At 73.5% G+C, this 25,882-nt stretch carries 29 protein-coding genes; 22 read left to right on the top strand and 7 right to left on the bottom strand.

The window, feature by feature from the left end; all coding sequences use genetic code 11:
* Window positions 1-65: 65 nt before the first annotated feature.
* Both RWK90_RS13940 and RWK90_RS13935 read left to right on the top strand, forming a co-directional pair.
* Entirely contained in the window at window positions 66-272 is a 207-nt protein-coding gene (locus RWK90_RS13940; protein ID WP_314038210.1) for a PspC domain-containing protein, read from the top strand.
* A gap of 48 nt (window positions 273-320) precedes the next feature.
* Window positions 321-1,193 carry a crotonase/enoyl-CoA hydratase family protein gene (locus RWK90_RS13935; protein ID WP_314038209.1) on the top strand — a complete coding sequence of 291 codons (873 nt, stop codon included), beginning with the start codon at window positions 321-323 and terminating at the stop codon, window positions 1,191-1,193.
* A gap of 51 nt (window positions 1,194-1,244) precedes the next feature.
* Here the strand turns inward: RWK90_RS13935 and RWK90_RS13930 are convergent, their stop codons facing one another.
* Window positions 1,245-1,757: an inorganic diphosphatase gene (locus RWK90_RS13930; protein WP_314038208.1), complete on the bottom strand. Its 513-nt coding sequence runs from the start codon at window positions 1,755-1,757 to the stop codon at window positions 1,245-1,247.
* Between the two features lie 183 nt (window positions 1,758-1,940).
* On the opposite strand from RWK90_RS13930, the gene dacB reads away from it, so the two are divergent.
* From dacB to RWK90_RS13900, 6 genes are all read left to right on the top strand, one after another.
* Window positions 1,941-3,332, top strand: coding sequence for a D-alanyl-D-alanine carboxypeptidase/D-alanyl-D-alanine-endopeptidase (gene dacB / locus RWK90_RS13925; RefSeq protein WP_314038207.1), 1,392 nt, complete (start codon window positions 1,941-1,943; stop codon window positions 3,330-3,332).
* 110 nt (window positions 3,333-3,442) lie between these two features.
* Complete coding sequence (tilS, locus tag RWK90_RS13920) at window positions 3,443-4,402, top strand: tRNA lysidine(34) synthetase TilS (protein ID WP_314038226.1); 960 nt, start codon at window positions 3,443-3,445, stop codon at window positions 4,400-4,402.
* Window positions 4,403-4,960: a hypoxanthine phosphoribosyltransferase gene (hpt, locus tag RWK90_RS13915; protein ID WP_314038206.1), complete on the top strand. Its 558-nt coding sequence runs from the start codon at window positions 4,403-4,405 to the stop codon at window positions 4,958-4,960.
* An 88-nt stretch (window positions 4,961-5,048) separates the two neighbouring features.
* Window positions 5,049-6,584, top strand: coding sequence for an acyl-CoA synthetase (locus RWK90_RS13910; protein WP_314038205.1), 1,536 nt, complete (start codon window positions 5,049-5,051; stop codon window positions 6,582-6,584).
* A 90-nt stretch (window positions 6,585-6,674) separates the two neighbouring features.
* Entirely contained in the window at window positions 6,675-7,511 is an 837-nt protein-coding gene (locus RWK90_RS13905; protein WP_314038204.1) for a sigma-70 family RNA polymerase sigma factor, read from the top strand.
* Between the two features lie 99 nt (window positions 7,512-7,610).
* Entirely contained in the window at window positions 7,611-7,847 is a 237-nt protein-coding gene (locus RWK90_RS13900; protein ID WP_314038203.1) for a DUF1059 domain-containing protein, read from the top strand.
* Window positions 7,848-7,877: 30 nt separating this feature from the next.
* Here RWK90_RS13900 and RWK90_RS13895 read toward each other — a convergent pair whose 3' ends face one another.
* A complete protein-coding gene (locus tag RWK90_RS13895; protein WP_314038202.1) occupies window positions 7,878-8,009 on the bottom strand; it encodes a hypothetical protein in 132 nt (43 codons plus the stop codon).
* 174 nt (window positions 8,010-8,183) lie between these two features.
* Window positions 8,184-9,527: an amidase family protein gene (locus RWK90_RS13890; RefSeq protein WP_314038201.1), complete on the bottom strand. Its 1,344-nt coding sequence runs from the start codon at window positions 9,525-9,527 to the stop codon at window positions 8,184-8,186.
* Window positions 9,528-9,678: 151 nt separating this feature from the next.
* Between RWK90_RS13890 and ftsH the strand changes: the two genes are divergently transcribed.
* From ftsH to RWK90_RS13835, 11 genes are all read left to right on the top strand, one after another.
* Window positions 9,679-12,186, top strand: coding sequence for an ATP-dependent zinc metalloprotease FtsH (gene ftsH, locus RWK90_RS13885; protein ID WP_314038200.1), 2,508 nt, complete (start codon window positions 9,679-9,681; stop codon window positions 12,184-12,186).
* A gap of 33 nt (window positions 12,187-12,219) precedes the next feature.
* Entirely contained in the window at window positions 12,220-12,843 is a 624-nt protein-coding gene (folE, locus tag RWK90_RS13880; RefSeq protein WP_314038199.1) for a GTP cyclohydrolase I FolE, read from the top strand.
* Between the two features lie 41 nt (window positions 12,844-12,884).
* Entirely contained in the window at window positions 12,885-13,703 is an 819-nt protein-coding gene (gene folP / locus RWK90_RS13875; protein ID WP_314038198.1) for a dihydropteroate synthase, read from the top strand.
* Window positions 13,703-14,095 (top strand): dihydroneopterin aldolase, encoded by a 393-nt coding sequence (gene folB / locus RWK90_RS13870; RefSeq protein WP_314038197.1) that lies wholly within the window; start codon window positions 13,703-13,705, stop codon window positions 14,093-14,095. Before folP ends, folB begins: the two co-directional genes overlap by 1 nt.
* Complete coding sequence (folK, locus tag RWK90_RS13865) at window positions 14,092-14,622, top strand: 2-amino-4-hydroxy-6-hydroxymethyldihydropteridine diphosphokinase (RefSeq protein ID WP_314038196.1); 531 nt, start codon at window positions 14,092-14,094, stop codon at window positions 14,620-14,622. The genes folB and folK overlap by 4 nt, the downstream gene beginning before the upstream one ends.
* Entirely contained in the window at window positions 14,619-15,095 is a 477-nt protein-coding gene (locus tag RWK90_RS13860; protein WP_314038195.1) for a DUF3180 domain-containing protein, read from the top strand. Before folK ends, RWK90_RS13860 begins: the two co-directional genes overlap by 4 nt.
* Window positions 15,096-15,217: 122 nt before the next feature.
* Window positions 15,218-16,543, top strand: coding sequence for a DUF6779 domain-containing protein (locus RWK90_RS13855; RefSeq protein WP_314038194.1), 1,326 nt, complete (start codon window positions 15,218-15,220; stop codon window positions 16,541-16,543).
* Window positions 16,544-16,689: 146 nt separating this feature from the next.
* Window positions 16,690-17,643 carry a DUF2520 domain-containing protein gene (locus RWK90_RS13850; protein ID WP_314038193.1) on the top strand — a complete coding sequence of 318 codons (954 nt, stop codon included), beginning with the start codon at window positions 16,690-16,692 and terminating at the stop codon, window positions 17,641-17,643.
* The gene (panC, locus tag RWK90_RS13845) at window positions 17,640-18,626 is read left to right on the top strand and encodes a pantoate--beta-alanine ligase (protein ID WP_314038192.1); all 987 of its coding nucleotides are present in this window, start codon (window positions 17,640-17,642) and stop codon (window positions 18,624-18,626) included. The genes RWK90_RS13850 and panC overlap by 4 nt, the downstream gene beginning before the upstream one ends.
* Window positions 18,627-19,052: an aspartate 1-decarboxylase gene (panD, locus tag RWK90_RS13840; RefSeq protein ID WP_314038191.1), complete on the top strand. Its 426-nt coding sequence runs from the start codon at window positions 18,627-18,629 to the stop codon at window positions 19,050-19,052.
* A 17-nt stretch (window positions 19,053-19,069) separates the two neighbouring features.
* A complete protein-coding gene (locus tag RWK90_RS13835) occupies window positions 19,070-19,840 on the top strand; it encodes a type III pantothenate kinase (RefSeq protein ID WP_314038190.1) in 771 nt (256 codons plus the stop codon).
* A gap of 36 nt (window positions 19,841-19,876) precedes the next feature.
* Here the strand turns inward: RWK90_RS13835 and ygiD are convergent, their stop codons facing one another.
* Window positions 19,877-20,668, bottom strand: coding sequence for a 4,5-DOPA dioxygenase extradiol (gene ygiD, locus RWK90_RS13830; protein WP_314038189.1), 792 nt, complete (start codon window positions 20,666-20,668; stop codon window positions 19,877-19,879).
* Between the two features lie 227 nt (window positions 20,669-20,895).
* Between ygiD and RWK90_RS13825 the strand changes: the two genes are divergently transcribed.
* The 3 genes from RWK90_RS13825 (at window position 20,896) to lysS (ending at window position 24,049) form a co-directional block, all read left to right on the top strand.
* Window positions 20,896-21,333: a rhodanese-like domain-containing protein gene (locus tag RWK90_RS13825; RefSeq protein ID WP_314038188.1), complete on the top strand. Its 438-nt coding sequence runs from the start codon at window positions 20,896-20,898 to the stop codon at window positions 21,331-21,333.
* Between the two features lie 100 nt (window positions 21,334-21,433).
* Window positions 21,434-22,393, top strand: a complete 960-nt coding sequence (gene glsA / locus RWK90_RS13820) for a glutaminase A (RefSeq protein ID WP_314038187.1) — start codon at window positions 21,434-21,436, stop codon at window positions 22,391-22,393.
* A gap of 21 nt (window positions 22,394-22,414) precedes the next feature.
* Complete coding sequence (gene lysS, locus RWK90_RS13815; protein WP_314038186.1) at window positions 22,415-24,049, top strand: lysine--tRNA ligase; 1,635 nt, start codon at window positions 22,415-22,417, stop codon at window positions 24,047-24,049.
* On the opposite strand, the gene RWK90_RS13810 is transcribed toward lysS, so the two are convergent.
* The 3 genes from RWK90_RS13810 to RWK90_RS13800 all read right to left on the bottom strand — a co-directional run bounded on the left by RWK90_RS13810 (window position 24,046) and on the right by RWK90_RS13800 (window position 25,844).
* Window positions 24,046-24,495 (bottom strand): DUF1801 domain-containing protein, encoded by a 450-nt coding sequence (locus RWK90_RS13810; protein ID WP_314038185.1) that lies wholly within the window; start codon window positions 24,493-24,495, stop codon window positions 24,046-24,048. The genes lysS and RWK90_RS13810 overlap by 4 nt on opposite strands.
* Before the next feature lie 78 nt (window positions 24,496-24,573).
* Window positions 24,574-25,293, bottom strand: a complete 720-nt coding sequence (locus tag RWK90_RS13805) for a L,D-transpeptidase (RefSeq protein ID WP_314038184.1) — start codon at window positions 25,291-25,293, stop codon at window positions 24,574-24,576.
* The gene (locus RWK90_RS13800; protein WP_314038183.1) at window positions 25,290-25,844 is read right to left on the bottom strand and encodes a hypothetical protein; all 555 of its coding nucleotides are present in this window, start codon (window positions 25,842-25,844) and stop codon (window positions 25,290-25,292) included. The genes RWK90_RS13805 and RWK90_RS13800 overlap by 4 nt, the downstream gene beginning before the upstream one ends.
* Window positions 25,845-25,882 lie beyond the last annotated feature (38 nt).

Raw genomic sequence — 25,882 nt, 5'->3', positions numbered from 1 at the left:
GAGAGTGGAGGTCACCGGGGAACACGTCCCCGATCGTCCGGTGTGACGACGACGAGGAGATCACCATGACCTACCCACCCGCCTCCCAGCCCAAGCGCCTGACCCGGTCCGAGGACCGCTGGATCGGCGGCGTGGCCGGTGGCCTGGCCGACTACTTCGGGCTGGATCCGGCGCTGGTCCGCGTCCTGTTCGTGGCCTCGATGCTGCTCCCGGGCCCGCAGCTGCTCATCTACGTCATCCTGTGGTTCGTCATGCCCGACTCCCGCGCGTGATCGCACGGGGGCTCCCCGCCGCCGCGGCGGCTCTGGCAGGCTGAGCGCATGAGCACCCCAGACACCTCCGCCGCCTCCTCCACCGCCGGTGAGTACGCGTCCCTGCGCGTCGAGAAGGGGGTCCGTCACCCGCACGTCGCGCAGGTCACGCTGATCGGCCCGGGCCGCAACAACGCGATGGGTCCGGACTTCTGGGCCGAGATGCCGCGGGTGATGGCCGAGCTCGACGCGGACCCGGACGTGCGCGCCGCCGTGATCGCCGCGGAGGGGCGCAACTTCACCTACGGCCTGGACCTGATGGCGATGATGCCGCAGTTCATGGAGTTCCTGCCCGCGGACACGACCCCCGACGCCTCCCGCAACGAGCGGATCCTCGACTTCGTGGAGGACATGCGCAGGGCGGTCGACTCCGTCGCCTCGGCCAGGACGCCCACCGTGGCGGCGGTGCAGGGCCGCTGCATCGGCGGCGGCATCGACCTCATCTCGGCCTGCGACGTCCGGCACGGCTCGGCGGACTCGACGTACTCGGTGCGCGAGGTCAAGGTCGGCATCGTCGCCGACATGGGCTCGCTCGCCCGGCTGCCCTACATCATCGGCTCGGGTCTGACCCGCGAGCTCGCGCTGACCGGCCGCGACATCGACGCCGACACCGCGCTGCGGTACGGCCTGGTCACCCACGTCGCGAACGACGCCGCCGGGGTGCTGGAGTCGGCGCACGCGACGGCCGCCGAGATCGCGGACAACCCGCCGCTGGTCGTCCGCGGCACGCGTGAGGTGCTCAACCGCGCGATCGAGGGACCGATCTACGAGTCCAACCGCTACGTCGCCACGTGGAACGCGGGCTTCCTGGCCTCGGCGGACATGATGGAGGCGATCGCCGCGACGATGGAGAAGCGCGAGGCGAGGTACACCGGCCGCTGACCGCCGCTCCGCGAGGCGCCGCGGCGTAGCCCGCCGCGGCGCCGCTCGAGGTCAGCCGCGGAAGGGCTCGGCCTTCTCCTCGGGGTGCTTGGTGAAGTTCTCCAGGCCCTCGGCGACGAGCTTCTCGCCGTGCGCCTTGTCCCGCCACTCGCCCGGGGTGACGTGCTTGCCGGGCTCGAGGTCCTTGTAGTGCAGGAAGAAGTGCTCGATCGCCTTGAGCTCGAAGTCCGGGACGTCGTCGATGTCCTGGATGTGCTCCCAGCGCGGGTCGAGCGCGGGCACGCACAGCAGCTTGTCGTCGCCACCGGCCTCATCGGACATCGTGTAGACGCCCACCACGCGGGAGTTGACGATCACGCCGGGGAAGACCGACTCGTCGAGCAGGACCAGCGCGTCGCACGGGTCGCCGTCGTCGGCCAGGGTCTGGTCGATGTAGCCGTAGTCGGCCGGGTAGCCCATCGAGGTGAAGAGGAAACGGTCGAGGTAGATCTTGCCGGTCTCGTGGTGGATCTCGTACTTGTTCCGCGAACCCTTGGGGATCTCGATGGTCACTTCGACGGACACGGGCTACCTCACAAATCGTCATGTTGCGGGACCCGAGACGGCTCTCCCGGGCAATTCGGGGTGATTCTAGTAGGCGGCACCGGCGTCGGGGGTGGGCGCCGTCACGCGGGCCGCTAGCGTGGTGGCCGGCAGACGGCGGAGTCGGGTGCGGGGGACGCGGGAGCGTCCGGGAAGTGGGCGTGGGTGACCGAGCGGGGAGTGTGGCGCGGGCGGGGACGCGTGTGGCGGGCGGGGGTCGTGCTCGTCGTCGTCGCCGTCCTCGTGGTCGGGCTCGTCGCGGCCGCGCTGGTCACCGACGTCGACCCGCGCGGCGGGGCGGCCGCGGGGGACGCCGAGGTCTCCGCGGAGGTCAACCCCGGCCTGCTCGCGGTCGACGGGTCGGCGCCGATGCCCGACCCGGCCGCCCTCGAGCGGATCCTCGGCCCCCTCGCGTCGTCCCCGGCGGTCGGCGACCTCACCGCCAGCGTCGTCGACGACGTGACCGGCGAGGTCCTGTGGGAGCGCCGCCCGCGCGACGCGAAGGTCCCCGCCTCCACCACCAAACTCCTCACCGCGGTCGCCGCTCTGAGTCAGCTGCCCGGTGACGCCCGCGTCGACACGGTCCTCGCCCGCGGCACCGACCCCGGCACCCTCGTCGTGGTCCCCGGCGGCGACCCCACCATGTCGCGCGGCGACGAGCCGGGCCCGCTGTTCCCCGACGCCGCCACCCTCGCCGAGGCCGCAGACATCGTCCGCGCCTCCGACCTCGCGCCCACGCGCATCGTCGTGGACCCGGGCCCGTACACCGGACCGGACCTGGGCCCCGGCTGGTCGCCCGCGGAGATCCCCGCCGGCAACATCGCGCCGATCGAGGCGTGGATGCTCGACGCCGGCCGCCTCGACCCCGCGGACGAGTACTCGCCCCGCTCCACCGACCCCGCGCTCGCCGCCGGCCGCGCACTCGCCCGCGAGCTCGACGTGGACCCCGAGCGCGTGACGGTCGCCACCGAACGCGTCGAGACCACCGACGAGCTCGGGCGCGTCTCCTCGGCCGAACTGACCGAACGGGTGCGCTCGATGCTGGTGTACTCCGACAACGTGCTGGCCGAGACGATCTGCCGCGAGGTCGCCCTGGACCGCGACCCCGACAGCCCCGCCGACTTCGCCGCCGGTACCGCCGCGGTCGTGGACACCCTGGCCGAGCGCGGCCTCGACATGTCCGGCGTCCGCCTCGACGACTGCTCGGGGATGAGCTCGGGCAACCGGCTCTCCGCGGAGGTCCTCACCGACGTCCTGCGCACCGCCGCCGCCCCCGACGCGACCCGCGAGATGCGCGACCTGCTCGACACCCTGCCCGTCGCCGCCGGCTCCGGCACCCTGCTCGACCGGTTCTCCGGCCCGTCCGCCCCGGGCGCCGGCTGGGTGCGCGCCAAGACCGGCACGCTGGCCGGCACCAGCGCGCTCGCCGGGACCGTCACGAGCGTCGACGGGCGGTCGATGAGTTTCGCCCTGTTGTCCTCGGGCACCGAGCCCGCCGGCGCCCGCCCGGCCCTCGACCGGATCGCCGCGGCGCTGCGCGAGTGCGGGTGCAGGTAGCGCCCGTGACCGCCGCTGACGGCCCTGCCCCGGCCCCCACCGGTGGGGGCTCGACCGGCCCGGCGCCCACCGGCGACTGGACCGGCGCGGCGTGGACCGTCCGCTCGGCCGTGCGCGCCTTCCGCCGCGCGCACCCCGGGGTCGGCGACGCCGTGTGCGTGGGCCTGTCCGGGGGAGCCGACTCGCTGGCCCTGGTCGCCGCCGCCACGGCCGAGTTCGCCGACGTGACCGCCCTCGTGGTGGACCACGGCCTGCAGCCCGGGTCCGACGAGGTGGCCCGGGACGCGGCCGCCGCGGCCCGCGGGCTCGGGGCGGCCGCGGAGGTCCTCGCCGTCGTCGTCGCCCCCGACGGTTCCGGCCCCGAGGCCGCCGCCCGCACCGCGCGGTACACCGCCCTCGACGCCGCCCGAGCCGGCCGCCCCGTGCTGCTCGCCCACACCCTCGACGACCAGGCCGAGACCGTCCTGCTCGGCCTGGCGCGCGGTTCCGGCGCGCGGTCCCTGCGCGGGATGGCCGCCTGGGACGCGCCGTGGGGGCGCCCCCTGCTCGGCGTGCGCGCCGCGGACACCCGCGCCGCGTGCCGCGACCTCGGCCTGACCTGGTGGGACGACCCGCACAACACCGACCCCGCCTACACGCGCGTGCGGGTGCGCCACGAGGTGCTGCCGCTGCTCGAGGACGTCCTGGGCGGCGGGGTCGCCGAGGGGCTGGCGCGCACCGCGGAACTGGCGAGGGTCGACGACGACGAGCTCGACCGCCTCGCCGCGGCCGTGCCCGTCGGCGGGGACGGCGCGCTGGAGGTGAGCCGACTGGAGCCCCTGCCGCCCGCCGTGCTGACCCGGGTCCTGCGCCGCTGGCTCCTCGCGCACGGGGTCACCTCCCCGACGTACGCACACCTGACGGCCCTGGCCGCGCTCGTCACCGACTGGCGGGGCCAGGGCGGCGTCGCGGTCGGCGGCACCGGACCCGCGGGCGGCCGCGGGGCGGGTCCGACGGCCAGGTTGGTCGCCCGGCGTCGACATGGAAAGGTGGTGCTGGAGAACGACCGGCCGAGCGGAGCGGGGATCTAGATGAGCGCGGACAAGTATGCGGACGAGATCGAATCCGTCCTCCTCGACGAGGACACGATCCGGGAGCGGATCGCCGAGATCGCCGCGCGCGTCGGTGAGCGTTACGCGGACGTCGAGAAGGAGGTCGTGCTGGTCGCCGTCCTCAAGGGCGCCGCGATCTTCGTCTCCGACTTCGCCCGCGCGCTGCCCATCCCGTCCGAGATGGAGTTCATGGCCGTGAGCTCCTACGGCTCCTCCACCAGCTCCTCGGGCGTCGTGCGGATCCTCAAGGACCTGGACCGCGACATCGCGGACCGTGACGTGATCATCGTCGAGGACATCATCGACTCGGGCCTGACCCTGTCGTGGCTCATGCGCAACCTCAAGACGCGCAACCCGCGCTCGCTGGAGATCGTCACCCTGCTGCGTAAGCCCGACGCCGTCAAGGCGGACCTGGACATCCTCGAGATCGGGTTCGACATCCCCAACGAGTTCGTCGTGGGCTACGGCCTGGACTTCGCCGAGCGGTACCGCGACCTGCCGTACATCGGCAAGCTGCACCCGCGCATGTACTCCTGACCTGCGGCGGAGCCGGTCCGGCCGAGCCGTTCCGGAGTTCAGTCTGGATTTCGTGACGCAGGTCACACGGCGGGGTTAGGCTCTGGACATGTATCCAGGTTCCTTCGCCGCCACCACCCCGGACAAGCCCGCCGCCATCAGACCCGCCACCGGCGAGCAGATCACCTACGCCGAGCTGGAGGCCCGCTCGGCCCAGCTCGCGCACCTGCTCGTGGACGACTGGGGCCTGCGGCCCGGCGAGACGATCGCCGTGGTCTCGGACAACACGCTCGAGATGCTCGAGATCTACTGGGCCGCCCTGCGCACCGGGCTGTACATCGCCGCGATCAACCACCACCTGACCCCGGACGAGTCGTCCTACATCATCGGTGACTGCGGCGCGCGCGCCCTGTTCGTCTCCGCCCCGGTGGCCGACCACGTGGACCTCACCCCGGACGCCCACCCGGGCGTCGAGCACCGGGTGGTGTTCGGCGGCGCGCTCGAGGGGTTCGACGACTACCGCGCCGTCCTCGAGGACAAGTCGACCGAAGCGCCGGAGGACCAGCCGCGGGGCCACGACTTCCTCTACTCGTCGGGCACCACCGGCCGGCCCAAGGGCGTCCGCGTGGACCCGCCGGAGGGGCAGATCGACGAGGTGCCCGACCACTACACGCCGGTGTTCAGCTTCCTCTACGGGTTCGACGCCGACAGTGTCTACCTGTGCCCCGCGCCGCTGTACCACGCCGCCCCGCTACGGTTCTGCGGCGTGGTCAACTCCGTCGGCGGCACCGTGGTGCTCATGGACCGCTTCGACGCGGAGGAGGCGCTGCGGCTCATCGAGGCCTACCAGGTGACGCACTCGCAGTGGGTGCCGACGATGTTCGTGCGGATGCTCAAGCTGCCCGAGGAGACACGCGCGAAGTACGACCTGTCGAGCCTGACCCACGCCATCCACGCGGCGGCGCCGTGCCCGCCCGAGGTCAAGCGCCGCATGATCGAGTGGTGGGGCCCGGTGATCCACGAGTACTACTCGGCCACCGAGGGTATGGGCATCACGTTCATCAACTCCCAGGAGGCGCTCGAACGGCCCGGGTCGGTGGGCCGCGACGGTCTCAAGGGCATCGCGCACATCTGCGACGACGAGGGCAACGAGCTCCCGACCGGGGAGATCGGCACGATCTACTGGCAGAACGACGAGGGCACCTTCTCCTACCACGGTGACCCGGAGAAGACGGCGTCCGTCCGACACCCCGAACACGCCAACTGGGCGACCTTCGGCGACGTCGGCTACCTGGACGAGGACCGCTTCCTCTACCTCACCGACCGTAAGGCGTTCACCATCATCTCCGGCGGGGTGAACATCTACCCGCAGGAGATCGAGAACGCCCTCGTCCTGCACCCGGCCGTCGAGGACGTCGCCGTGATCGGGTTGCCGGACGAGGAGATGGGGGAGCGGGTCCACGCCGTGGTGGTGCCCGCTGCGGACCGCGCCGGCGATCCGGGCCTGGCGCAGGAGATCCTCGATTCGCTGCGGGGGAAGATCTCCGACTTCAAGATCCCGCGCGGTCTCGACCTGGTCGACGAGCTGCCCCGCACGCCCACCGGCAAGCTGGTCAAGCGACGGATCGTCCAGCAGTACGTGTGACGTCCGGCCGGCGGCCCCGCGACGGGGCCGCCGGTGACGAATTTCCGGATCGGCCGGGACCCGCGGGGCCGGCGGGTCACAATTCCCTGCATGGACCGGACCGAGCAGTTCGAACGCGAACGACCCCGTCTCGTCCGCATGGCCGCCCGCCTCCTCCGCGACCCCGCGGAGGCGGAGGACATCGTGCAGCAGGCGTGGCTGCGCCTGGCCCGTGCGGACGATCGGCCCATCGACTCGTTGCCCGCCTGGCTCACCACCGTCGTCACCCGGCTGTGCCTCGACCGACTCAAGGCGGCGGTGCCGCCACCGCTCGAGCCCGTCGACCGCCCCTCCACCGACCCGGATCCCTCCGAGGAGGCGGCGCTCGCGGACTCGATGGGCGCGGCGCTGCACGTGGTCCTCGATCGCCTCGCCCCCTCGGAGCGGGTGGCGTTCGTCCTCCACGACATGTTCTCGGTCGAGTTCGCCACGATCGCCGCCGTCCTCGACTGCACCCCCGCCACGGCGCGCAAGCTCGCGTCGAGGGCCCGCGCGAAGACCGGGCCGGCGGGCCCCACCGACACGCGGGCGGACTGGCTCGTCGTCGACGCCTTCCTCACCGCCGCCCGGCGCGGCGAGTTCACCCGGCTCCTCGAGCTCCTCGCCCCGGACGTCGTCGTCACCGGCGACCCGGTGGCCGTCCGGGTGGGGACGCCCGGGCGCATCGACGGTCGCGACGCCGTGGCCGAGTTCTTCAACGGGGCGGCCGCGTCGGCGCTGCCCGTCTTCGTGCACGACAGGCCGGGCGCGGCGTGGTTCGACCGCGGCGAGGCCCGGGTCGCCTTCGACTTCCGGGTCGCCGACGGGCTGGTCCACCGGATCGACTTCCGCGCGGACCCCGACGTCCTGGCGGCGCTGCGCAGGCGCCGGGGGGCGGAACCGCGATGATGACGGGAGGCCCCCGGTCACATCCGCGGTCCGCCACTCGTCAGAGAGGGTGAGGCGGTGCCATCCGGCGGCGCCACGTCAGGAGAGGACGGGAACTCGATGAAGACCATGACCTGTAAGGACCTGGGCGGCCCCTGCGATCTGGCGCACCGCGGTGAGACGGCGGACGACGTGATCAACGCCCAGGACGCCCACCTCAAGGAACGCGTCCGCGCCGGCGACGAGGCGCACGTGCCGGCACGGGAGGACATGAAGGGGCGGTGGCGTCGGCCCCGGCAGTCGCTGGGCTGGTACCGCGACGTCAAGAAGCGCTTCGCCGACCTGCCGGAGGACTGAGGGGCGTCGGCCCCGCCCGTCACGGGGAGGTCAGGAGGCGCTGCCCAGGAACAGCTCGCCCGACCGGGCGAAGAAGCCGACGAGCATCTCGACGGTGGCGCCGAGGAAGTCGGTCGTCATGTCGCCGAGGGCGGAGCCGAGGGCGCTGGAGGCATCGAACATCAGGTGTCCTTCCACAGGGGAGTGCGGGCCGACGGCGGCCGGGCCCGGGGTCGTGGGTGATGACCCGGGATGGTTGTATCCCCACCCGCCCCGGGGTGCAACACGTTCCTTTTCTCCGGGCGGTGTGCGATCGGCCCCGCAGGACCCTCGGGCTCCTCGGACCCCTCCGGCCACTCAGGCCGAGTCCGGGCCGCCGTTCGACCGCTCGAGCGCGGCCGCCAGCGCGAGCAGCGTCGCCTCGGACCCGGGGCGGCCGACGAGCTGGACGGACGTGGGCAGGGGCCGCCCGGAGGGCGTGGTGGTGCTCCCGTACGGCACGGACATCGCGGGCCACCCCAGCACGTTCGCCAGCGGCGTGAACGGCGAGAACCGCATCGACGCCCACAGGGAGCGGCCCCACGAGCGGCGGTGCCAGTCGGTCGCCTCGGGCGGCACGTCGGCCAGCGCGGGGGTGAGCCACACGTCGACCCCGGCGGTGTCCATGGCGCGCTCGACATCGGCGCGCAGGGCCGCGGCTCCGCGGTTCCACCGGGTGTCGCCGTCGCCCGCGCCCCCGCGCCGGAAGACGGTCCGCCCGAGCAGCGCGTGGTGACGGGTGCGCCGTTCCATCGCGGACAGCGGCAGGTTCTCGTCCTCGGCGGCGCGGGCCACGCCGGAGGTCCATCGCGCCAGGTAGAGGACCGGGTCGCGGGGGGAGGGCAACGGGGTGTCGACGACGACGAGGTCGACCGCGCGCAGGGCCCGGGCGGCCTCCCGGGCCGCGCGGACCCAGGGGCCCTGGATGCGTACGAGGTCGCGACCCAGCCGGATCGGACTGGTCACGGACAGGCCGATCCGGGTCCCGCCGGGGACGGGACCGGGGCGGGCGAGGTCCTCGCGGCCCGCCATCACCGACAGGGCGAGGGCCACGTCCCCCACCGTCCGGGCCAACGGGCCGGATTCGGCCAGGCCGCCCCAGTTGTCCCCGGACAGGCGCGTGGGGACGACCCCGGTCCCGGGTTTGATGGTGACGATCCCGCACGCGGCGGCGGGGATCCGCAGCGAGCCCATGCCGTCGTCGCCCACGGCGAGCGGAACCATGCCGGAGGCCACCGCCGCCGCCGAACCCCCGGAGGAACCGCCGGGCGAGAGTCCCGGGTCCCGCGGGTTCCGGGTGATGCCGTGCGCGTCGGAGTCCGTCATCCCCCAGGCGCACAGCTGCGGGGCGGTGGTCACGCCCACCGGGAGGGCACCCGCCGCGAGCAACGGCGCCACCGCCGGGTTGTCGAGGGTGACGGTGCTCTTGATCGCCAGCGGGACCCCGGCCAGCGGCAGGCGCGCGCGTCGCGCGGGGGGCGTGGCGTCGAGGGCGTCGGCTGCCGCGCGGCCGTCCGTCTGCAGGAGGGCGGCGAAGGCCCGCACCGTGGGGTCCAGTCCGGCCACCCGGTCGAACGCCGCGTCGAGGGTCTCCCGGGCGCCGAGGGCCCCGGTGCGCACGGCCTCCGCGATCGCGGTCGCGGACGAGGGTTCGGTGGTCACGGCCACGATCGTACGGCGGTGGGATGTGCGCCCGTGGCGATCATCGGGGTGGGCTGTCGGCGGTGGCGGGTAGCCTGGGGCGATACCGACGACGTCGGTCGCACGACCGGGCCCTCCGACCGGCTGGGCCGTCCTTCCACACGAGGACCGAATGGAACGCAAGAGCAACACCGTCTTCCGCAACGTCGCGATCGCGGGCGTGATCATCCTGGCGATCGTCGGGTTCTCGTTCTTCGCGAACGACGACCGCGGGTACGCCGAGGTCGACACCTCGGTGGCGTTGGCGCAGGTCGACGCGGGCAACGTCAGGGAAGCGCTCATCGAGGACCGGGAGCAGCAGCTGCGGCTCACGCTCGAGAACCCGATCACCCCCGAGGAGGGCGCGGAGGAGACCGATCAGCTCCTCGCCAAGTACCCGGAGCGGGCCGCGGACCAGATCTTCGACCGGGTCGCCGCCGCGGAGCCGGAGAAGTACGACACCTCGGTCACGCAGCAGGGCTTCCTGTCGCAGATGCTGTCGTTCCTGCTGCCCATGCTCATCCTGTTCGGTCTGTTGTTCTTCTTCATGTCCCGGATGCAGGGCGGCAAGGGCGGGCTGTTCGGGGTCGGCAAGTCGCGCGCCGTCGAGTTCACCAAGGACATGCCCCAGACCACGTTCGCGGACGTCGCGGGTGAGGACGAGGCGGTCGAGGAGCTCAACGAGATCAAGGACTTCCTGCAGAACCCGGCGCGGTACGAGCGTCTCGGCGCCAAGATCCCCCGCGGTGTCCTGCTCTACGGCCCGCCCGGTACCGGCAAGACCCTGCTCGCCCGCGCGGTGGCAGGCGAGGCCGGGGTGCCGTTCTACTCCATCTCCGGCTCGGACTTCGTCGAGATGTTCGTGGGCGTCGGCGCCTCGCGGGTGCGCGACCTGTTCGAGAAGGCCAAGCAGAACGCGCCCTGCATCGTGTTCGTCGACGAGATCGACGCCGTGGGCCGGCACCGCGGGTCGGGCACCGGCGGCGGCCACGACGAGCGGGAGCAGACCCTCAACCAGCTCCTGGTGGAGATGGACGGGTTCGACGACCGCTCGACCGTCATCCTCATCGCCGCCACCAACCGTCCCGACGTCCTCGACCCGGCGCTGCTGCGCCCCGGGCGGTTCGACCGTCAGGTCCCGGTGACCAACCCGGACCTCAAGGGCCGCGAGGCGATCCTGGCCGTCCACTCGGTCGGCAAGCCGCTGGCGGCGGACGTCGACATGACCTCGCTCGCCCGGCGCACGATCGGCATGTCGGGCGCGGACCTGGCCAACGTGCTCAACGAGGGCGCGTTGCTCGCCGCCCGACTGGGCCGGGACGAGATCGACATCGAGATCCTCGAGGAGGCCACCGACCGCGTGGTGGGCGGCCCGCGTCGCAAGCACCGCGTGATCAGTGAGCACGAGAAGAAGGTCACCGCCTACCACGAGTCCGGGCACGCGCTGGCCGCGTGGGCGATGGAGGACCTCGAGCCCGTCCACAAGGTCACGATCCTCGCCCGCGGCCGCACCGGCGGTCACGCGCTCGTCGTGCCCGAGGACGACAAGTCGTTGATGACCCGCGCGGACATGATCGCCCGGATCGTCATGGCGATGGGCGGTCGCGCGGCCGAGGAGTACGTATTCGGCGAGCCGACCTCGGGCGCGAGCTCGGACATCGAGCAGGCCACCCGCATCGCCCGCACGATGGTCGCCGAGTACGGGATGAGTGCCAAGCTCGGCGCGGTGAAGTACGGCGGCGAGGGCGGGGATCCGTTCCTCGGGCGTGGCGGTTCCGCGGCGGGGGACTACTCGCCGGAGGTCGCCAAGATCATCGACGACGAGGTGCGCCGGATCATCGACGCCGCGCACACCGAGGCGTGGCAGGTCCTCGAGACCAACCGCGACATCCTCGACGCGGTCGCCGCGGAGCTGCTGGAGAAGGAGACGCTCCGCCAGGACGACCTCGAGCGGCTCTTCGCCGACGTGGTCAAGCGTCCGCGGATCACCGAGTTCGACGACTTCGGTGGTCGGATCCCCTCGACCCGGCCGCCCATCAAGACCCCCGGCGAACTGGCCAAGGAGCGGGGCGAGCCCTGGCCGCCCCCGGTGACCGACCCGTTCGCGATGCCGGTCCTGCCCACCGGCCGCGGGGCCGGGGAGGGAGCGCCCGGCGACGACGACCGTGCCCGCGAGGGGCACGGGGACGCGCGCAACGGCTCGGGCCCGGCCGGCGAGGCGTCCGCGGTGCCCGGCAGCGGGCCCGGGACAGCCGCGGTCCCGGGCGACCGCGGTGCGGGATCGCCGGGTATCCCGGCCTACGGGACGCCGCCGCCCCCGGGTTGGTCGGCACCCGGCTGGCCACCGCGCCGGTCGGCCCACCACGGTGAGGCCGGTTATCCGGTGCCCAGCGGGGCCGAGACGACGCGGTTGCCGGCCGCTCCCGTGAACGGCCGGCCCGCGGAGGGCTGGGGCGCCCCGGAGGGTGGGGAGCGACGAGAGCAGGCCGACGAGCCGTCGAACCGGGCCTGGTCCAGGGTCGAGGAGGGCGGCGCGACCGACACCCCCGACGCCGCGCGCTCCGACGCCCCGGGCGGCGGTTCACACCGCCGCGAGGACAAGGACCCCGACTGGCAACCGCCGTGGGAACGTGAGGACTGACCGCCGCGGCCGCTTCGTGCGAGAAGAGGATTGATGACGACCCCTGACCACATACCCCCCGCAGAGGCGCGCTCGGTGTCCTCGGGGGCGGTCTTCGACGCCGCGCGCGCGGAGGCCGCAGTCCGTGACCTGCTCATCGCCGTCGGCGAGGACCCGGACCGCGAGGGCCTGCAGGACACTCCCGCCCGGGTGGCGCGGGCCTACCGCGAGGTGTTCGCCGGCCTGTACACCGACCCCGCCGAGGTGCTGTCACGGACCTTCGACGAGGACCACCGCGAACTCGTCCTCGTCCGCGACATCCCGATCTACTCGACGTGCGAGCACCACCTCGTGCCGTTCCACGGGGTCGCGCACATCGGGTACATCCCCGGGCAGTCCGGCGCGGTCACGGGCCTGAGCAAGCTCGCCCGGCTCGTGGATCTCTACGCCAAGCGCCCGCAGGTGCAGGAGCGGCTCACCAGCCAGGTCGCCGACGCGTTGGTCGACAAGCTGGACCCCTCCGGCGTGCTCGTGGTCATCGAGTGCGAGCACCTGTGCATGTCCATGCGCGGGATCCGCAAGGCGGGCTCCATCACCACCACGTCGGCCGTCCGCGGCATCATGCGGTCCAACGCCTCCACCAGGGCGGAGGCCCTCGGCCTCCTGCGCGGAACGTGAGCGCGCCCGCCCGACTGCCCCACCCGGACCACTGTGCGGTAATGGGCGTTCTCAACATCACGGCGGATTCGTTCTCCGACGGCGGGCGACACCTCGCGTTCGACGACGCGGTCGCGCACGCGCGTCGGATGGTCTCGGAGGGTGCGGACCTCATCGACGTCGGCGGCGAGTCCACCCGCCCCGGCGCCCTGCGGGTCGAGGAGTCCGACGAGGAGCAGCGCGTCGTCCCCGTCGTGCGCGAGGTGTCCGGGTTCGCACCGGTGTCGGTGGACACCATGCGGTCCCGCGTCGCGGCCCGGGCGCTCGAGGAGGGCGCGGCGGTCATCAACGACGTGTCCGGCGGTCTGGCCGACCCCGACATGCTGCGGGTCGTGGCGGAGCACCGCGGGTCGGTGATCCTCATGCACTGGGTGTCCCCGGACGAGTACCGTGCCGGCGCCGGTGGTCGCGCCGACTACGGCGGCGACGTGGTGGGCGCCGTGCGCGATCACCTGGCCCGTCGGGCCGACGCCGCGCTCGCGGCGGGGATCGACGCCGCCGACATCGTCCTGGACCCGGGTCTGGGCTTCGCCAAGAACGGGGACGACAACTGGGCCCTGCTCAAGGGACTGGACACACTGCTCGACCTCGGCTTCCCCGTCCTGGTCGCGGCGTCGCGCAAGCGGTTCCTCGGCTCCCTGCTGCCGGAGGCGGACGGGTCCCCGCGCCCGGTCCCGGGGCGCGACCCCGCGACGGCGGCCATCACGTCGCTCTCGGCCGCCGCCGGTGCGTGGGCCGTGCGGGTCCACGACGTCGCCCCCAGCGCGGACGCGGTGCGGGTCGCCGCGGCGTGGGCGGCGGGACGAGCGGGAGCGAACTGATGGCCGACCGCATCGAGCTCCGCGGCCTGCGGGTGCGCGGCAACCACGGGGTCTTCGAGCACGAGAAGCGGGACGGGCAGGACTTCCTGGTGGACCTGGTCCTGTGGACCGACTTCACCACCGCGGCCGCCTCCGACGACCTCGCCGACACCGTCGACTACGGGGCGCTCGCGCTGTTCGCGCGCGACGTCGTGGCCGGGCCGCCGTTCGACCTCATCGAGACGGTCGCCTCGCGGATCGCCGACGGGGTCATGGAGATGGCCCCCGACGCCCACGCGGTGGAGGTCACGCTGCACAAGCCGCAGGCCCCCATCCCCGCCGAGTTCGCCGACGTCGCCGTCGTGGCCCGGCGTTCGCGGAGCGGGACCCGCCGCGAGCGGGGCGAGCGGTGAGCTGCCGGGCGGTGCTGTCGATCGGCGGCAACCAGGGCGACGCGCTCGCATTGCTGCGCGGGGTCGCCGAGGCGGCGGCCTCCGACGGGATCCTCCGGGCGGTGTCCTCGGTCTACGCCACCCCGCCGTGGGGCGGGGTGGAGCAGGACGACTTCCTGAACGCCGCGCTCCTCGTGGACCACCCCGGCACCCCGGCCGACGTCCTCGAGTGGGGCTTCGCCCGGGAACGCGAGGCCGGTCGCACCCGGGAGGTGCGCTGGGGGCCGAGGACCCTGGACGTGGATGTGGTGACCGCCGACGAGGACGGTCGGACGGTGACGTCCGACGACCCGGCTCTCACCCTGCCGCACCCGCGCGCGGCCGAGCGCGCGTTCGTGCTGGTGCCGTGGCTGGAGGTCGAGCCGGAGGCCCGCCTGGCCGGGGTCGCCGTCGCCGACCATCTCGCCGCGCTCGACCCGGCAGAGGTCTCCGCGGTTCGCCGCCTGGACGCGTCTCTGGCGCCCCGGGGCCGGGGGAGTCGCGGATGACTCGCGTGGCGAGGTCCACCCTGGCACTGGTTGCGCTCGTCGCCGCCGTGGCCGCGTACGCGCTCGTCGAGGCGTTCCTCGGGTCCCTGCCTCCGATCGGGTTCGGTTGGGTGACCCTGCTCGTGGTCGCGGCGGTCGACGTCCTGCTGGCGATCCGGATCCGGGGGGCGATCTCCGACGGCGGGGTCGGGCAGGACCGCAGCCAGATGCACCCGCTCACCATCGCGCGGTGTGCGGCGCTCGGGCAGGCGTCGGCGGTGCTCGGGGCGGTGGCGGGTGGCGTCGGTGCCGGGCTCACCCTGTTCTTCGGCCCTCGCCTGGGGGAGCTGGCCGCCGCGGCAGCCGAGCTCCCCGCGAGCATCGCGGTCCTGGTGGCGGGGGCGGTCCTGGTGGGCGCGGGCCTGTTCCTGGAGTGGGCGTGTGAGACCCCGCCCGACGACGAGGAGAACGGCGGCCTGGCCGACCCCGCCTGAGCCGACCGGACGGAACCGGCCGGTGAGATCCCGCCTGGCGGCCCGGGTCTCGTCATCGCCGTTCGCGAGGACACGCGCCGGTTACCTGTGTGACCGGTGATTCTCTGAGTATCATGCGGGGCATGAGTTCCGACGGCGCGATGGACAAGCCCCGGTCAGCCCGCCCCGCGCGTGGCGACGACCGCGGACTGGCGAGCATCGCCCTGGTGGTGCTGCTGGTGCTGGCCCTCATCGCGACCATCGTGATGATCTTCTCCGACAATCCCGTCTGGATGCGGATCGGCACGCTGTCCGCCCTGTGGGCCGCGTTCATCGGCGCGTTCCTCGTGGCCCGGTACCGCAGGCAGGCCGCGGCCGAGGCGGCGCGTGTCAGGGACCTCCACACGGTCTACGAGCTGCAGCTCGAGCGGGAGATCTCAGCCCGCCGGGAGCACGAGCTGGTGGTGGAGAAGGAACTGCGCGCCAGCGTCCGCGCAGAGACCGAGGACTCGGTCCTCGCCCTGCGGCAGGAGATCGCCGCCCTGCGGGAGCAGCTGTCCGCGCTCGGTGTCAGCCTCCCCGAGGACCGCTTCGCCGTCGGCGGCCCCGGCCCGGCCGGACAGCTCGGCGCGGGTCCGTCGCTGCCGTCGGTCCCGTCCGAGCGGGTGGCGCCGCGTCGTCGTACTCCGGGGATGACGCCCCCGCGCGTCAGCGGCCGGGCGACCACCGACGCCGGTGCGGCGGGGGAGAAGTCCGCACCCGGCCGGTCCACCCCGTCCGGCCCGTCCACCCGTCCGGGTCAGCCGGAGCGGCCCGCACAGTCCGGGCGGCCGTCGGCGCCGACCGACCCGGCCGTCGCCGGCGTCGGGCCGGACGCCACCCCGAGCACCGAGCGCACCGAGAGACTCTCTCCCGTCTCCGGTCGGACGACCCCCACGCAGACGCCGGCCGGTGAGCCGCGCCGCCCCGCCGTGCGCCCCGTCCAGGGATCGCAGGAACCGCGTCGTGCACCGGGCGCCGGCTCCGGCGACGCGTCCGGCGCCACCGCGGCGCCGTCGTCGGCGACGTCGCCCCGGCCCTCGCGCTCCGGTTCGTCCGCGGCGGCCGGATCGACGCCCACGACCGGCACGCCCCGCCCGTCGACCCCCGGGGCCCCCTCGGCCACCGGCACCAGCTCCGCCCCGTCCGCCGGTGCCGGCTCCGCCCCGTCCTCTGATCGGGCCGCGGCGCCGAAGGCCGGTTCCACGACCGGCTCGTCGACTGGTTCGGCGGCCGGCTCGACGCCCGCGGGGCCGGCGGCGAAGTCCGACCCCGCCGCGCCGTCGCCCGCCCAGGAGACCGGGTCCGAGTCGACCCCGACCAGCCGCCACGGCGAGGGCCGGGGGCTGTCGGTGGCCGAGCTCATGGCCCGACTCGGTGAGGGCGACGCGCCCAAGCCGAGCCGCCGCCGGCGTCGCGCGGAGGACTGACGCCCGACCGGTCGATCCGGTTCTGTGAGGTGTGCCACTCCATGCTGTGTCCGCCGGTCGACAGGACTACTCTCGCCTGCGAGATGTCCGGGACCCGCCATCAGTGAGCGGGCCTGGAACGGATCGAGCACTGGAGCCCCTCTGAGATGTCCGACCACGGCGTCACCGGAACACCCCCTGCCCGCCTGTCCATCGGCCTCGTGTCCGCCGGCCGCGTGGGCACCGCCGTGGGCGCCGCCCTCGAGCGGCGAGGCCATGTCGTCTCCGCGCTCGTCGCGCGCTCCGAGCGGTCCCGCGACCTCGCCGCGCGCCGACTCCCGGAAGCCCGGATCGCGGATCCCGCCACTGTCGCCGCCGCCGGGGAACTCCTCATCCTCGCGGTGCCCGACTCCGCGCTGCCGGGCGTCGTGGCCGAGCTCGCCGAGGCGGACGCCTTCCGTCCGGGGCACATCGTCGTCCACGTGGCCGGCGCGGTCGGCGCGGAGGTGCTGCGCCCGGCCGCCGACGCCGGGGCCGTGGTCGTGGCGGCCCACCCCGCCATGACGTTCACCGGCGGATCCGCCGACGTCGACCGGATGGAGGGCTGTTCCTGGGCCCTGACGGCGCCGGACGAGGTCGGCCTCGTGGTGGGCCAGATGCTCGTGATGGAGACCGGGGGTCTGCCCGTCACCGTCGCCGAATCCCACCGCGCCCTCTACCACGCCGCCCTCGCGCACGGCGCGAACCACCTGGTCACGCTCGTCAACGATGCCGCCGAGGCGCTCGCCGCCTCGTTCTCCGTCCTGCCCGGGGGCGGGGTCGAGGGCGATCCCGACGGCATGCTCGGACCGGACGCGGAAGCCCTCGCCCGGCGGACGCTCGAGCCGCTGCTGCGGGCGGCCCTCGACAACGTCCTGGCCTCCGGCGACTCCGCGTTGACCGGTCCCGTGATGCGCGGGGACGCCGTCACCGTCTCCCGCCACCTCGACGCCCTCGAGGACGTCGACGGCGGCATCGCGGGCGGGTACCGGGCGCTCGCGCTGCGCACCGCCGACCGCGTGGGCGCCGGCCCCGACGTGACCGACCTGTTGGCCCCCGACCTCACGGAGCAACTTCGATGACCTCCACGACCCACCCGGTGCGCACGGCGGTACCGGGACGCCCCGCCACCGGGTACAACCGCGGCGAGCTGACCGTCCACCACGATCCGGCCTCGCTGAGCGCGGTCACCGAGTCCCTGCGCAAGGTCGGTAAGCAGATCACGTTCGTGCCCACCATGGGTGCGCTCCACGAGGGCCACCTCGCGCTCGTCGAGGCCGCACGCCGCACGCCGGGGTCGGTCGTGGTCGTGTCGATCTTCGTCAACCCGCTGCAGTTCGGGCCCGGCGAGGACCTCGACGCGTACCCGCGGACCCTGGACGAGGACGTCGCCCGCCTCGCCGACGCCGGCGTGGAACTCGTCCTGGCCCCCAGCGCCGCCGCCATGTACCCCGACGGCCCGCGCACCACCCTGCAGCCGGGGCCGACGGGGGAGATCCTCGACGGTGCCGCCCGCCCCGGGCACTTCGCCGGCATGCTCACGGTGGTCAACAAGCTCTTCAACATCGTCCGTCCCCACCAGGCCTTCTTCGGTGAGAAGGACTACCAGCAGCTGGTGCTCATCCGTCAGATGGTCGCGGACCTCGACATGGACGTCCGCATCGTCGGCGTGCCCACCGTCCGCGAGTCCGACGGCCTGGCCATGAGCTCCCGTAACCGCTACCTCTCCGCCGACGAGCGCGAGCTGGCGACCGTCCTCAACGCCGCCCTCGTCGCCGGGACGTTCGCGGCGAAGGGCGGGCGGCAGGCCGTCGTCGACGCCGCCCGCGCCGTGCTGGCCGAGCGCCCGCAGATCTCCGTGGACTACCTCGAACTGCGGGCCGCCGACCTCGGCGAGCCGCCGGAGGAGGGCCCCGGCCGGCTCCTCGTCGCGGCCCGCGTCGGGACCACCAGACTCATCGACAACGTCGGGGTGGCCATCGGTACCGGCTTCCTCGCCGCCGCCGAGGCCACCGTCGCCGCCCAGCAGGCCGAGATGGCCGAAGACCTGAAGGAAGGCCTGTAGATGCAGCGCACCATGCTCCACTCCAAGATCCACCGCGCCACCGTGACCCAGGCGGACCTGCACTATGTCGGCTCCTGCACGATCGACGCCGACCTCATGGACGCCGCGGATCTGCTCGAGGGGCAGCAGATCGACATCGTCGACATCGACAACGGCGCGCGCCTGACCACCTACGCCATCACGGGTGAGCGCGGCTCGGGCGTCATCAGCATCAACGGGGCCGCCGCCCACCTGGTGCACCCCGGTGACCTGGTGATCATCATCGCCTACGCCCAGATGGACGACGCCGAGGCCCGCGCGTACAAGCCGCGGGTGGTGTTCGTCGACGGCGAGAACCGCATGCTGACCGAGGGGACGGACCCCGCGGACGTCCCGGAGGGTTCGGGCCTTAAGAACCCGCGCGTCCCCGAGCCGGCCACCGTCTAGACCGGCGCGGACCCGACATGCTTCTCACCGTCGACGTCGGTAACACCCACATCCGACTCGGCGTCTTCCACCCCGGCGGCGGCCCGCTGGAGCGCACCTGGAGCATGCGTACCTCGCCCGCGGTGACGTCCGACGAGCTCGCCCTGACGATCCGGGGTCTGCTGGGCGACTGTGCGCAGCAGCTCACCGGGATCTCCGCGATGTCCGTCGTCCCGTCGGTCACCGGTGAACTCCGACGGATGGCCGCCGACTACTGGCCGCAGCTGCCGGCCGTCGTCGTCGCGCCCGGGGTGAAGACCGGGGTGCCGCTCAAGGTCGACAACCCGCGGGAGGTGGGCTCGGACCGGGTGGTCAACGCGCTGGCCGCCCACCACCTGTTCGACGGACCCGTCGTCGTCGTCGACGTCGACACCGCGACCACCGTCGACGCGGTCTCCGCGCGCGGCGAGCTGCTCGGCGGGGCGATCGCGCCCGGCATCGACATCTCCGTGGACGCCCTCGCCGACCGCACGGCGCTCCTCCGCAAGATCGAGGTCGTGCGGCCCCGCGGCGCCCTGGGCAAGAACACCGTCGCCGCGCTGCAGGCGGGCATCGTGATCGGGTTCGCCGGCCAGATCGACGCCCTCGTCGACCGGATGCGCACCGACGTCGACGAGCTCGCCGACGCCTCGGTCGTACTCACCGGGCTGCGCGCGGACGTCGTCGCGGACGAGTCCCGCACCATCACCGACGTCGAGCCCGAGCTCGCGCTCGAGGGCCTGCGGCTGGTGTTCGACCGCAACTGCTGACCGCCCGGTCCCGCGACCCCGCGCGGACCGGCAGGGTCAGGCCGCGGAACGGTAGCTGGTCATGGACACCGAGCCCCACGCGTAACCCTTGCTGAACGCCTCGAGCCGCTCGCCGGACGCGGCCGCCATCCCGGCGGTGTAGAGCAGCGGCAGGAAGTGGTCGGCGGTGGGCACGGACGCGCGCGCGTCGGGGTGCTCGAGCAGCGCGAGGGCGTCCTCGGGCCGGGAGGTGAGCAGGTCCTCGGCGTGATCGTCGAACCGGTGGGCCCAGTCGGCGCCGGTGTTGCCGCGGGACGGGTCCACCGCGCCGAGGTTGTGGACGACGTTGCCACTGGACAGGACCAGCACGCCGGACTCGCGGAGCGCGGCCAGCTTGGTGCCCAGCTCGAAGTGGTAGCTCGCGGGCTTGGTGGCGTCGACCGACAACTGCGCGACGGGCACGTCCGCGTGGGGGAACACGTGCGCGAGCACGGACCACGTGCCGTGGTCGAGGCCCCACGAGTCATGGTCGGCGCCCACCCAGGTCGGTTTGACGACCTCGGCCACCTCGGCGGCGAGCTCGGGCGCGCCGGCGGCGGGGTACTCGAACTCGTTGAGCTCGCGCGGGAAGCCGAAGAAGTCGTGGATGGTGCGCGGCGAGCGCATCGCGGTGACGGCCGTGGCGTTGATGTACCAGTGCGCCGAGACCGCCAGGACCGCCCGCGGACGTTCGGGCAGCGAGTCGCCGAACGCGGCCCAGTGGCGGGTCCACTCGTTGACCTCGAGGGCGTTGAGGGGGACGCCGTGGCCGATGAAGGCGGCGGGCTGGCGGGCGGGTGAGGGGGTCATCGTCTCTCCTTCGATCTCTCTACATGATGCATCAACTATCCGGCCGGCGCCAGTCCTCCGCGCCGCCCCCTTGCGGTAGATAGACCGGTCTGTCTATTATTGCCGCCATGACCTCGCGACGAATGCCCCCGGCCGGCCCGGCGACATCCGCGCGAGTGCAGCACCGGTGTCCCGGCTCGGCAGCCCCTCGGCCCGTCCCACACCGATACCCCTCCCGGGAGCACACCATGACCTCCAGCATCCGCACCGCACTCCACACCACCGACCGCGCCGCCGCGGGCGTCGACACCGTCCTGTCCGCGGCCGACTATCCCGCAGCCGTGCGCGCGGGCGCCCTCGTCGTGGACATCCGCTCGCGCGCGCAGCGCGAGCGCCAGGGCGTCCTCGCCGGCGCGATCGCCGTCGAGGCACGGCCCGTGGTGGACCTGCTCGACCCCCGCTCGGACGCGCCCCTCGCCGCGGTGCGCGAGCGGCGCCCGGTGGTCCTGGTCAGCGACGACGGCCTGGACGCCGAACTGTTCGCCCTCGAGCTCCACTCGCGCGGGGTGCGCGGGGTCCGCGCGGTGGACGGTGGCCACGAGGCGCTCCGCGCGGCCCGGGCCCTCGCCCTGCTCTCCGAGGCCGAGCACCTCCTGCGCGAGCGCTCCGCCATCTCCGCCCACTGACTCCTCGCGCCGACCCCGACGCGCCGCGCGCCGTCGCGTCGCCCACCGGGCGCCGGTCACACCGGGAGCGCGGCGGGGCGGGCGCCGGTACGGTCGCACCATGACGGACATCTCCGCCGACCTGCTCGCCGAGATCCTGGACGAGGTCCGCGAGGACACCTCCGGTGACCTGGTGCCCCACCTGGGCGACTACGACCACCCCGATCCCGACGCCCTCGCGCTGGCGGTCTGCGACATGGACGGTCAGGTCGTCTCCGCCGGGGACGCCGACGTGCTCTTCGACCTGCAGTCCGCCTCCAAGCCGTTCGTCTACGCGCTCGCGTTGGACCAGAAGGGCGTGGACGAGGTCGCCGCCCGCATCGGTGTGGAACCGTCGGGCGAGGCGTTCAACGAGATCTCCCTCGAAGCCGGCACGGGCCGCGCGCCCAACGCCCTCGTCAACGCCGGTGCGCTGGCCGCGCACGCGCTGGTCGGTGACGACGATGACGACGAGGACTCCCGGTTCGAACAGATCCGGGCACTGTTCTCGCGGCTGGTGGGCCGGGACGTCGACGTGGACGAGGAGATCATCGAGATCGAGTCCCGCCGCCAGAACCGCAACCAGGCCCTGGCCCATCTGCTCGCCGAGGAGGGCAGCCTGGCGCGCGACCCGCACGAGGTCGTGGCCGGGTACGGCCGCCAGTGCGGCATCCGCGTGGACACGCGCGAGCTGGCCCGGATGGCCGCGGTGCTCGCGAACCGGGGGCGGGAACCAGGCGGCGACGACCAGATCCTGGGCCACCGGGCGGTGCGCTACGCCAACAGCGTGATGTTCACGTGCGGCATGTACGACGCCGCCGGGGACTGGGTCTACCAGGTGGGCCTGCCCGCCAAGAGCGGGGTGTCGGGCTGCCTGTTCGCCGTGGTCCCCGGGCGGCTCGGCGTGGCGGCGTACTCGCCCCGGCTGGACGAGCACGGCAACAGCGTGCGGGCGGCCGCCGCGATCGAGGCGCTGTCGGACCGACTCCACCTCCACGTACTGGACGAGGTGGGTGGCTACGGGTTCGATCCCGCCGCCTAGGGACGACTATCCTCGACAGTCGTGACCGACTCGACTCCCGCCGCGCCCGGGGCCGCCACCGGCGAGCCCTCCGACGACACCCCCGAGCAGCTGCGTATCCGCCGCGACAAGCGGCAGCGCCTCCTCGACGCCGGGGAGCAGGCGTACCCCGTCGAGGTCCCCCGCACCCACGGGCTCGCGGAGATCACCTCGGACCCGCGATTCGCCGCGTTGGAGCCGGGGGAGGAGACCGACGTCGTGGTGTCGGTGGCCGGCAGGGTGCTGTTCGTCCGCAACACCGGCAAGCTGTGCTTCGTCCGCCTCCAGGACGGGATCGACCCGTCGACGGACCTGTCGGTCCCGGTGCCGGAGGGGGAGCCGGGGCCGCTGAACCCGCAGCTGCAGGTCATGTTGTCGCTGGCCAACGTGGGCCAGGAGCGGCTCGACGCGTGGAAGCAGGACGTCGACCTCGGCGACCACGTCTCGGTGACGGGCCGCGTGGTGCGCTCCAAGCGCGGCGAGCTGTCGGTGATGGCCGACGAGTGGGTGCTGGCGTCCAAGGCGCTGCGCCCGCTGCCGGTGGCGCACAAGGAGCTCAGCGAGGACACGCGGGTCCGCCAGCGGTACACCGACCTCATCATGCGGGACACCGCCCGCCGCAACGCGCTGACCCGCATCAAGGTGGTGCGGGCGCTGCGTGACGCGCTGGAGCGGCGCGGCTTCCTCGAGGTGGAGACGCCGATGCTGCAGACGCTGCACGGCGGCGCGGCGGCCCGGCCGTTCATCACGCACTCCAACGCGTTGGACCTGGACCTGTACCTGCGCATCGCGCCGGAGCTGTACCTCAAGCGGTGCGTGGTGGGTGGCATCGAGCGGGTCTTCGAGATCAACCGCAACTTCCGCAACGAGGGCGTGGACTCCTCGCACAGCCCGGAGTTCGCGATGCTCGAGACCTACCAGGCGTACGGCGACTACGACACGTCCGCCACGATGATCCGCGAGGTCATCCAGGAGGTCGCCACCGCCGTGTTCGGCTCGACCACGGTGACGCTCGCCGACGGTACGGAGTACGAGCTCGGCGGAACGTGGCGCGAGATGCGGATGTACCCCTCGCTGAACGAGGCGCTGCGGGCGACGCATCCGGAGCTGGTGGGTGACGACGACGAGGACCTCGTCACCGTCGACTCGACCGTGGACGAGCTCACCGAACTGGCGGGCAGGGTCGGGCTGGAGGTCCCCGGTGGCAAGGGGTGGCTGCACGGCAAGCTCGTCGAGGAACTGTGGGAGCACCTGTGCGCCGACCAGCTCGACGGGCCCGTGTTCGTCCGTGACTTCCCCGTGGAGACCTCCCCGCTGACCCGCGATCACCGGACCGAGCGCGGGGTCACGGAGAAGTGGGACCTGTACGTGCGCGGGTTCGAGCTGGCCACGGGCTACTCGGAGCTGGTGGACCCGGTCGTCCAGCGTCAGCGGTTCGAGGACCAGGCGCGCCTGGCTGCGGCCGGTGACGACGAGGCGATGGTCCTGGACGAGGACTTCCTCGCCGCGATGGAGCAGGGCATGCCCCCGACCACGGGCCTGGGCATGGGGATCGACCGTCTGCTCATGGCGCTGACCGGGCTCGGGATCCGCGAGACGATCCTGTTCCCGATGGTCAAGCCGCTCCCGCGTGACTAGGAGGTGACGGGCCCGTCGCGGTGGCGGGCCCAGGCGGCCCCGATCATCTCGCGCAGGACTCGGTCGTCGACGCGGTCCACTCTCGTGATGTAGAGGCACCCCTTGCCCGTCTTGTGTGGACCGAGGCGGGCGAGGAGGTCGTCCTCGCCGGATGGCCCGAGGAGTCCGTACAGCGACACGCTCGAGGCGCGGGGACTGAAGCCCACCACGAACGTGTCGCCCTCGCGACCGCTGGCGTAGACGTAGTGGTGGTGGCCGTAGCCGACGATCGACCCGGCCCACATCACGGCCTGCGCGCCGGTGACCTCGTCGAACATCTCCAGTAGTCGCAGGCCGTCCTCGGTGCGGCGCGCGGTGGGGAGCCCCGTGAGCCACTCGCGGGGGGAGGCGTCGCCGGGGCGGAGCGCCGTGTTGTCGTTGCGGCCGGTGGCCGCCGGGCCGGTCATGTCCACGACGCTAGACCGGCCGGGCCGCCGGGACCAGACACGGGTTCGTCACGCCCGCCGGGCCGGCCGGCGCCGGGGTCAGAACGCGACGATCTCGTCGCCCACCTCGAGGTGTGCGAAGAAGTGCGCGGCCGCCTCACGGCCGAGGTGGACGCAGCCGTGCGAGGGTTCGTCGAGGCGGCCCTGGTGGAAGGCCATGCCCCCGACGGTGAAGTACGTCGAATACGGCATGGGGGAGTCGAAGAGGCGGCTGTGGTCGTGCCGGACGTGCCGCAGGATGCGGTGCGCGCCACGGGTGGTCTCGTACCCGGGCTTGCCTGTGGTGACGGGGACGGGCCCGTAGGTGACGCGGCCGCCGTCGAGCATCCAGGCGCGCTTGCCGTCCACGTCGACGCACGCCCGCGCTGTGGGCGGGCACTGCGGCGGCGCGGGGGTGTCGGGCGCCGCCGGGGGTCCGGGGCCGACGCCCAGGAGGCTCTGTCGCGTGAGGAGGTCCGCCGCGGCGGGATCGGGGGGCGCGGCCGCGAGGACGTCGCGGGCGATGAGGTCGACGTCGGTCAGGGCGGGGTCCCGGTCCTGTTCCAGCAGGACCTGCCGGGCCACGGAGCGCACCAGTTGCTCGTCGACCGTCACGGGTCGGGGCGGGGCCTCCGACACGGTGACGCCGGCCGGGCGGACCCCGGCCGACGGTGCCGGGTCGGACGTCGCACCGGTGACGACCCCCGCCGCCCCCGCGCCGAGGAGGCCCGCGGCGGCGAGAACCGCCAGCGGTGCCCGGCCGGGGCGGCGGTGGCTCATCCGTCCCCGTGGGCGAGCGGGGAGTGGACGTCGGGGAAGACGTAGTCCGCCGCCCGCGCGGCCCAGGCCGATCCGGCCGTGACGAGGATGAACCCGAGCGCCGCGACCCACGGGCCGAACGTCACGGACGCGCCGGTGGGCAGGCCGGACAGGGTCGGTTCGTCGCTACCGGTGGAGGACAGGAGCGTCCACACGAAGGCGAGGTGGCCGGCCAGCACGACCAGCGCGACGATGGCGCCCGCGGCGGCGAACGCGCCGAGGCGGGTCACGGCCGAGACCCCCACGAGGAACAGCAGGACGACCAGGCCCAGGAAGAGCACGGGGGCGACGCTGCGCACGTCGATGATCTCCGTGATGCCCAGCGCCGTGATCTGGTCACCGCCGGCCGTGCTCAACCAGGGCAGATAGAGGCTGATCAGGGCGAGGCCGAGACCGGCGACGGCGATGAGGGCCCCGATCCGGTTCCGGACGTGCGGGATGACCTTCGTCCGCGACGGGGTCCGGGTCGGCAGGGGGGAGCGGTGCGGGGAGGGGGGCGTGTACGCGGTCACTGGGATCACCCTTTCGGCGAGGAACGCGCATGTGATGC

It is taken from the genome of Dietzia sp. CH92 (assembly GCF_032248695.1).
Classification (GTDB): domain Bacteria; phylum Actinomycetota; class Actinomycetes; order Mycobacteriales; family Mycobacteriaceae; genus Dietzia.
This window is presented reverse-complemented; position numbering and strand designations above follow the sequence as displayed.